The following is a 6,193-nucleotide window of genomic DNA, read 5'->3' as shown; positions in this document are numbered from 1 at the left end:
TTAGACAAGATGTCTAAGCAAACTAAAAAGCCACTAGGAACCAATTAAAATGATAGTAAAAATCAAATGTAAACAGTGCAAAGGAATACTTGTATTAAGAAGATCATGCATAAAAGATGCTAGAAACGTAAAACGAGATTATAAGAACAAAAATTATGTTTGTGGAAGATGCAAATTTGGGATAATGGCAAATAAAATCGCAAAGGAAATTGTGAAAGGAGCAAAGAAGTATGACACCTATAGGTAAATTAATTCTAATAATTTATAGCATTATAGTTATTCTGGCATTTATTATAAAGGATTTTAAGAGAGGTGATAAGGGTTGGAAAGGAACGTTGTTGGTACCAGTACTGATACTACTAATAAACTTGTAGAGAAAGTTGTAAATTTATATTTCTCAGGAGTTTCTGTTAGAGAAGCACTAAAAGAAGTTATGACCACAGAAGTGTTACGAAAGAAATTGGACAGGCTGATAGTAAAAAACAACTTTAATCTTACTGATCCAGAGGTGGTTAGGTTATCCCAAAGATTAGATAAACACATATTAAAAGAACAAAAGAATAAGGCTGCTCTGCAAAGCAACCTAGAGTAAAAAATCATTAAATTCATTATATCAAAAGAAAGTGAGGTTGTACAGATGGAGAAGAAATACAAATATGTATTAGAGGGAGTATTACAGAATTTAAGGTCTATAGATGGACCGAATTCAGCAGATGAATATATAGATGATTCTATAAAAATCATTGTTGAGGTTCTAAAAGAAAAAAATAAGGAGGAAAAGGGAGAGGGGTTTGAACATGAAAATAAAATTAACAAATTTATTGATTAAAAATTTTAAAGGTATAAAAGGATCATCAATAGATTTTGGCAATGTAACTTCAATAAAAGGTGAAAATGCAACTGGAAAAACAACTATATTTGATGCATTTACTTGGTTACTATTTGATAAAGATAGCCAAGACCGCAGTAAATTTGAAGTGCAGCCACTAGATGCAAACAATAATATAATCCATATGCTGGACACAGAAGTTGAAGGTGTAATTGATGTGAACGGGAAAATTTTAACTCTTAAAAAAATCCTTAAGGAAAAGTGGACCAGGAAGAGGGGAGAGGAACAGGCAGAGCTCAAAGGAACTGAAACATCTTATTATATAGACGAAGTTCCTGTAAAAATGTCAGAATATAAAACTAAAATAAATGGATTGATTGATGAAAATTTGTTTAAGCTGCTCAGTAATCCTTTATACTTCAGCACAAATATGAAATGGCAGGATAGAAGAACGGTGTTATTAGATATCATTGGAGATGTTACCTCAGGAGAAGTTATTAATTATAAGGACAGTTTGAAAGCATTAGAGGCACTTTTAGTAGACAAAGACATAGATACCCTAAAAAAACAAATACAGGCTAGGAAGAAGATTCTGAATGAAGATAAGAAGTCCATACCAAGTCGAGTAGATGAAAATACTAAGTCTATTAAAGAGATTGACTTTGATGCTATAGAGTTTAGGAAAAGGGGCATAGTTGGTGGGATTAAGTCTTTAGAGGACCAAATCACCGGCTGTAGCAAGGGCAGTGACGAAGTATTGAGTGAAAGGGATAAACTATACACCCTTAAGGCTAAAGAACAGGATATGGCGTATAAGGCGGAGGTTGACGCAGAAAAACCACTGGAAGAATTAAAAAAACAATTTAGAGATGCAGGGTACACCCTCGGGTTAGAAAAGAACAGGCTAATAGCGAACAAAAGAGAAATTGAAAAATTAGAAAAAACTATTGCAGAAACAGAGCTTATAAAAACTACTTTAAAAGATAAATGGCATGAAGAGAATAAAAAAATATTTGAATTACCGGCTAATGCAAAGAGCTGCCCGACTTGCCGCAGGGACTTTGAAATGGAGGATATAGAGGCCCAAAGAGTTACGCTAGAAGGAAACTTCAATGAAAACAAAGCTAAACATTTAAAAGATATCAGTATCAAAGGGCAAGCCTTAAATGTAGAAATAGAAAAGTTAAAAGAAAAAATAAAAAATATTGAAATTGAAAAGTTCGAGGACTTGGCTGTAGTACAAGTGGAAGATGTAAAAAACTTAGAATCTAAAATAAATAATTATATTAGGCCGGATCCTCTTGTTAGCAATAAAGAATATATAAAACTAAAAATTGAAATATCAGAGCTTGAAAACAAACTACAACAACCAGCTACAGCCACAGAACAGATTAAGGACCTAAGAGAAAGAAAAGACACCTTGCAAGCGTCACTAATGGAAATAAACGAACTATTATCACATAAAAAATCAAATGAGGACCTAAAAAAAAGAATTGATGATCTAATGGGGGAGGAACAAAGGTTATCACAGCAAATAGCAGAGCTTGAGGGCCAAGAATATCTATGCGAGGAATATATAAAAACTAAGGTTGAGCTTCTGGAAGGTGGCATAAATGATAAATTCAAATATGTAACTTTTAAATTATTTAACAAATTAGGTAATGGCGGAATTTCAGAGTGCTGCGAAGCATTAATCCAAGGCGTGCCATTTACTAATGCTAATACTGCAGGTCAAATTAATGCGGGATTGGATGTTATAAAAACCCTTTCAGAACACTATGAAGTTAATGTTCCACTTTTTATAGATAACAAGGAAAGCATTAACAAATTAATAGAAACTGACAGCCAAATAATAAATTTAATAGTTAGTTTAGATAAAAATCTAAAAATTGAAAGCGAGGCAATATAAATGAATGAAAATAAAGCAGTCGTAACAACTCAAGAAAGAAATGTAACAGATAAGGTGCTTAGTAGGGTTAAAAACCTAGAAAACAAAAAAGAACTTAGAATACCAGCTAACTATTCAGCAGAGAATGCTTTGAAAAGTGCTTACTTAATACTTTCAGAAACAGTGGATAAAGATAAAAACCCAGTGCTCAAAAGTTGCAGCGAAATAAGTATTGCAAACAGCTTATTAGATATGGTTATACAGGGGTTAAGTCCAGTTAAAAAGCAATGTTACTTTATACCTTATGGAGGCAAATTACAACTCATGAGAAGTTACTTAGGGACTGTTGCAGTAACTAAAAAGTTGAAAAATGTAAAAAACGTAATTGCAAATTGTATTTATGAAGGTGACGAATTTAATTATGCATTAGATCTTGAAACAGGATATAAGAAAATAACAAAACATGAACAAAAATTTGAAGATATAGACCCGGCAAAGATTAAAGGTGCTTATGCAATAGTGGTTATGGAAGAGGGCCAGAATTATATTGAAATTATGAATATTAACCAAATAAAGAAAAGCTGGAACCAAGGTGCTGCGAAAGGTAATTCAGGGGCACACACTAATTTTGCTGACGAAATGGCAAAGAAAACTGTAATTAATAGAGCTTGCAAGATGTTTGCTAATACCTCAGATGATAGTGATTTAATGATTGGGGCATTCAATAATAGCGATGAAAAAGAGTATGACGAAAAAGACATTATAAACGATACGCAATACGAAGTTAAAGAAGAAATGAAAGAGAAAGCTAATACAAAGTCAATAGATATAGTTCCAGAAGATACAAAGCCAGTAAAAGAAACAAAAGCAGAACCGGGGTTTTAAACGATGAAGCTAAAAGTATTGGGGAGCGGATCAGCAGGAAACTGTTATCTGCTCCAAAATGAAAAGGAAATATTGATTATTGAGTGTGGGATTAGTTATAAAGAAATATTAAAAGGACTTAAGTTTGATTTATCTAGTGTTGTTGGTTGTTTAATAAGCCATGAGCATCTTTGACCACAGTAAAGCCATAAAAGACCTATTAAGTAATGGAATAGATGTTTGCACAAGCATGGGAACAGTAAGAGCAATTTTAAAAGAAAGCGAAGTATTAGAAACTCATCATAGGTTACATTTTATAGAATCAGAAAAACAAATTAAAATTGGAGGGTTTACAATATTACCATTTGAAACCCAACACGACGCAGCAGAGCCGCTAGGTTTTCTAATAAGCCATGAGGATATGGGTAAGTTGCTATTTGCCACAGATACATATTATATTCAATATAAATTTAATGGCTTAAAACACATCTTAATAGAAGCTAATTACAGTAAAGAAATTCTACAAAACAATATTGAAAATGGTTTAAATTCAAGCTTAGCAAAAAGACTTTTTACATCACACTTTAGCTTGGAGAATGTAAAAGAGTTTCTTAAAGCATCAGACCTAAGTAAATGTGAAAGCATTACACTAATACATTTAAGCGATGAAAACAGTAACGCGGCACAATTTAAAAATGAAATTGAAAGGCTAACAGGAAAGCCAGTTTATATTGCAGAAAAAGGGTTGGAGATAGAATTATAAAGAAGGTGATTAAATGGCAGTGTACAGACAGGTTCAAATAACATTCTGGCAAGATCCTTTTATTTTAGAGCTATCACCAGAAGAAAAGTATTTTTACTTATATCTTTTAACTAATAGCAAAACTACTCAGTCTGGAATATATGAAATATCTGAGATGATAATAAAACTTGAAACTGGGTTAGAAAAAGAGAAAGTAAAGGAACTATTAAGTAAGTTTGTTGAATATAAAAAAATTGAATATGACCTAGGTACAAATGAAATTTTTATATTAAATTGGTTGAAGTTTAATCCTATAAAAAATATAAATATAGAAAAATGTGTTTTAAAAGAATTAGACCTTGTAAAGTCAGAAAAATTTATAAGGGGCTTTCTAATCCAATGTTTGGAATTAAAATTTGAAATACCCCGCTTGCAAGGGGCTTACAAGGGGCTTGCAATGGGGGGTGCATGGAATAATATAACAATGAGTTGCCCTTGCAAGAAAGAAGAAGAAGAAGAAGAAGAAGAAAAAGAAAAAGAAAAAGAAGAAACAAAAGAAGAAACAAAAGAAAAAGAAGAAGAAAGAGAGCATTGTGATAGTTGTTCTGAAAATAAAGATACTTATAAATTATATGAAAAGTGTGGATTTGGTTTATTAAATCAAATATTAATTGAATTGATAGATACAGATATAGAATATTACACAAAAGAATGGGTGGAAGAATCAATGAGGGAAGCTATAAGGCAAAATAAATACAAATATAGTTATGTTGAAGGGATATTACGGAACTGGAAAACCAATGGGAAGGAGAAAGTTCATGGAAAGAGCAGCCAATGTACTGAAGACCCAAATAGAGAAGGAATCGGATTTGAACTTGGAGTTGACTAAGAAATGCGATATATGTGGACAGCGTTTATTTAAAAAATATAATATTTTAGGAATAGACAGGGTTGTAAAAGTAATTTGTGATTGTGAAAAGAAAGCGCTAGAAGAAAAATCAATAATTGGAAAAGCAAATGAGAAGCAATTAAGAATTAATAAATTAATGACTAATAGCTTAATGGACAAGAAGTTCAGGGAAAGCACCTTTGAAAAATGGGATTACAGCAAAGGCACAAAGCAAATGTGCGAATTGGGTACTAGCTATGCTAAAAATTTTAAAGAGTGCAGAGAAGAAGGATTGGGCCTACTCATTTACGGAGAACCGGGGAATGGTAAAACTTATTTAAGTAGTGCAATAGCAAATAAACTCTTAGAACAATTTGTACCTGTAATATGTGTAAGTATTAATGGTTTACTTTCTAGGATCCAGCAAACTTATAACAAATGGGGAAAAGAAGCCGAGAACGACATCATAAGGGGATTGTGCAACGCGGACCTGCTAATCATAGACGACTTAGGAACTGAAAAGAAAACAGAGTGGAGCAAGGCTATGATATATAACATTATAGACAGCAGGTACAGGAGCAACCTCCCGTTAATAATATCAAGCAACTTAAATATTAACCCGAAAGAGACCAATGATGTACTTGCAGAAATGTATGATAGAAGGACCGAGGACCGAATACTTGAAATGTGCACACCTATTTTTAATAATCAAAAAAGTATAAGAATTGATGAAGCTAAGAAAAAAACAGGGATTTTGAAACAAATACTTTATGAATAAGAGGTAAAAAGATAAATTTTTAAAGGTATGCAGAAAGTATAAGGACAAAAATAATGTCATCCTTGCTAACTAGTATGTCTTAAATATTAAAAATAAATAGGAAACTTGCAAGTATAAGTGTGGCCACACTCCTGACGAGGAGTAAATTATAAATGATAGAATTTCCAAATAAAAAATATAAAGTAATATATGCTGATCCGCCA

9 protein-coding genes are annotated in these 6,193 nt (G+C 32.2%); all 9 read left to right on the top strand.

All coding sequences use genetic code 11. The features are described from left to right. Positions 1-49 precede the first annotated feature (49 nt). Positions 50-247, top strand: coding sequence for a hypothetical protein (locus JJE11_RS12740; protein WP_291636187.1), 198 nt, complete (start codon positions 50-52; stop codon positions 245-247). Between the two features lie 75 nt (positions 248-322). Continuing rightward, positions 323-592, top strand: a complete 270-nt coding sequence (locus JJE11_RS12735; RefSeq protein ID WP_291636185.1) for an aspartyl-phosphate phosphatase Spo0E family protein — start codon at positions 323-325, stop codon at positions 590-592. A gap of 45 nt (positions 593-637) precedes the next feature. After that, on the top strand, positions 638-829 hold the full coding sequence (locus tag JJE11_RS12730; RefSeq protein WP_291636183.1) for a hypothetical protein: 192 nt from the start codon (positions 638-640) through the stop codon (positions 827-829). Next, positions 798-2,738 carry an AAA family ATPase gene (locus JJE11_RS12725; RefSeq protein WP_291636181.1) on the top strand — a complete coding sequence of 647 codons (1,941 nt, stop codon included), beginning with the start codon at positions 798-800 and terminating at the stop codon, positions 2,736-2,738. Before JJE11_RS12730 ends, JJE11_RS12725 begins: the two co-directional genes overlap by 32 nt. Further along, on the top strand, positions 2,739-3,602 hold the full coding sequence (locus JJE11_RS12720) for a recombinase RecT (RefSeq protein WP_291636179.1): 864 nt from the start codon (positions 2,739-2,741) through the stop codon (positions 3,600-3,602). Between the two features lie 3 nt (positions 3,603-3,605). Then, positions 3,606-3,776: a hypothetical protein gene (locus JJE11_RS17765; protein WP_366927929.1), complete on the top strand. Its 171-nt coding sequence runs from the start codon at positions 3,606-3,608 to the stop codon at positions 3,774-3,776. Then, positions 3,763-4,344 carry an MBL fold metallo-hydrolase gene (locus JJE11_RS12715; RefSeq protein WP_366927928.1) on the top strand — a complete coding sequence of 194 codons (582 nt, stop codon included), beginning with the start codon at positions 3,763-3,765 and terminating at the stop codon, positions 4,342-4,344. Before JJE11_RS17765 ends, JJE11_RS12715 begins: the two co-directional genes overlap by 14 nt. A gap of 13 nt (positions 4,345-4,357) precedes the next feature. Beyond that, the gene (locus JJE11_RS12710; protein ID WP_291636177.1) at positions 4,358-5,212 is read left to right on the top strand and encodes a DnaD domain protein; all 855 of its coding nucleotides are present in this window, start codon (positions 4,358-4,360) and stop codon (positions 5,210-5,212) included. Further along, on the top strand, positions 5,124-5,990 hold the full coding sequence (locus tag JJE11_RS12705; protein WP_291636174.1) for an ATP-binding protein: 867 nt from the start codon (positions 5,124-5,126) through the stop codon (positions 5,988-5,990). The genes JJE11_RS12710 and JJE11_RS12705 overlap by 89 nt, the downstream gene beginning before the upstream one ends. The last annotated feature ends 203 nt before the right edge of the window (positions 5,991-6,193 follow it).

This window comes from Clostridium sp., assembly GCF_016650095.1.
GTDB lineage: Bacteria > Bacillota > Clostridia > Clostridiales > Clostridiaceae > Clostridium_AD.
Note: the sequence above shows the minus strand (reverse complement) of the source record. Positions and strands in the feature narration are given on the sequence as shown.

What these genes read in the sequence shown, in the direction of transcription:
- JJE11_RS12740 (WP_291636187.1), top strand. Translation starts at nt 50, where the DNA reads ATGATAGTAAAAATCAAATGTAAACAGTGCAAAGGAATACTTGTATTA.
- JJE11_RS12730 (WP_291636183.1), top strand. Translation starts at nt 638, where the DNA reads ATGGAGAAGAAATACAAATATGTATTAGAGGGAGTATTACAGAATTTA.
- JJE11_RS12725 (WP_291636181.1), top strand. Translation starts at nt 798, where the DNA reads ATGAAAATAAAATTAACAAATTTATTGATTAAAAATTTTAAAGGTATA.
- JJE11_RS12720 (WP_291636179.1), top strand. Translation starts at nt 2,739, where the DNA reads ATGAATGAAAATAAAGCAGTCGTAACAACTCAAGAAAGAAATGTAACA.
- JJE11_RS17765 (WP_366927929.1), top strand. Translation starts at nt 3,606, where the DNA reads ATGAAGCTAAAAGTATTGGGGAGCGGATCAGCAGGAAACTGTTATCTG.
- JJE11_RS12715 (WP_366927928.1), top strand. Translation starts at nt 3,763, where the DNA reads ATGAGCATCTTTGACCACAGTAAAGCCATAAAAGACCTATTAAGTAAT.
- JJE11_RS12710 (WP_291636177.1), top strand. Translation starts at nt 4,358, where the DNA reads ATGGCAGTGTACAGACAGGTTCAAATAACATTCTGGCAAGATCCTTTT.
- JJE11_RS12705 (WP_291636174.1), top strand. Translation starts at nt 5,124, where the DNA reads ATGGGAAGGAGAAAGTTCATGGAAAGAGCAGCCAATGTACTGAAGACC.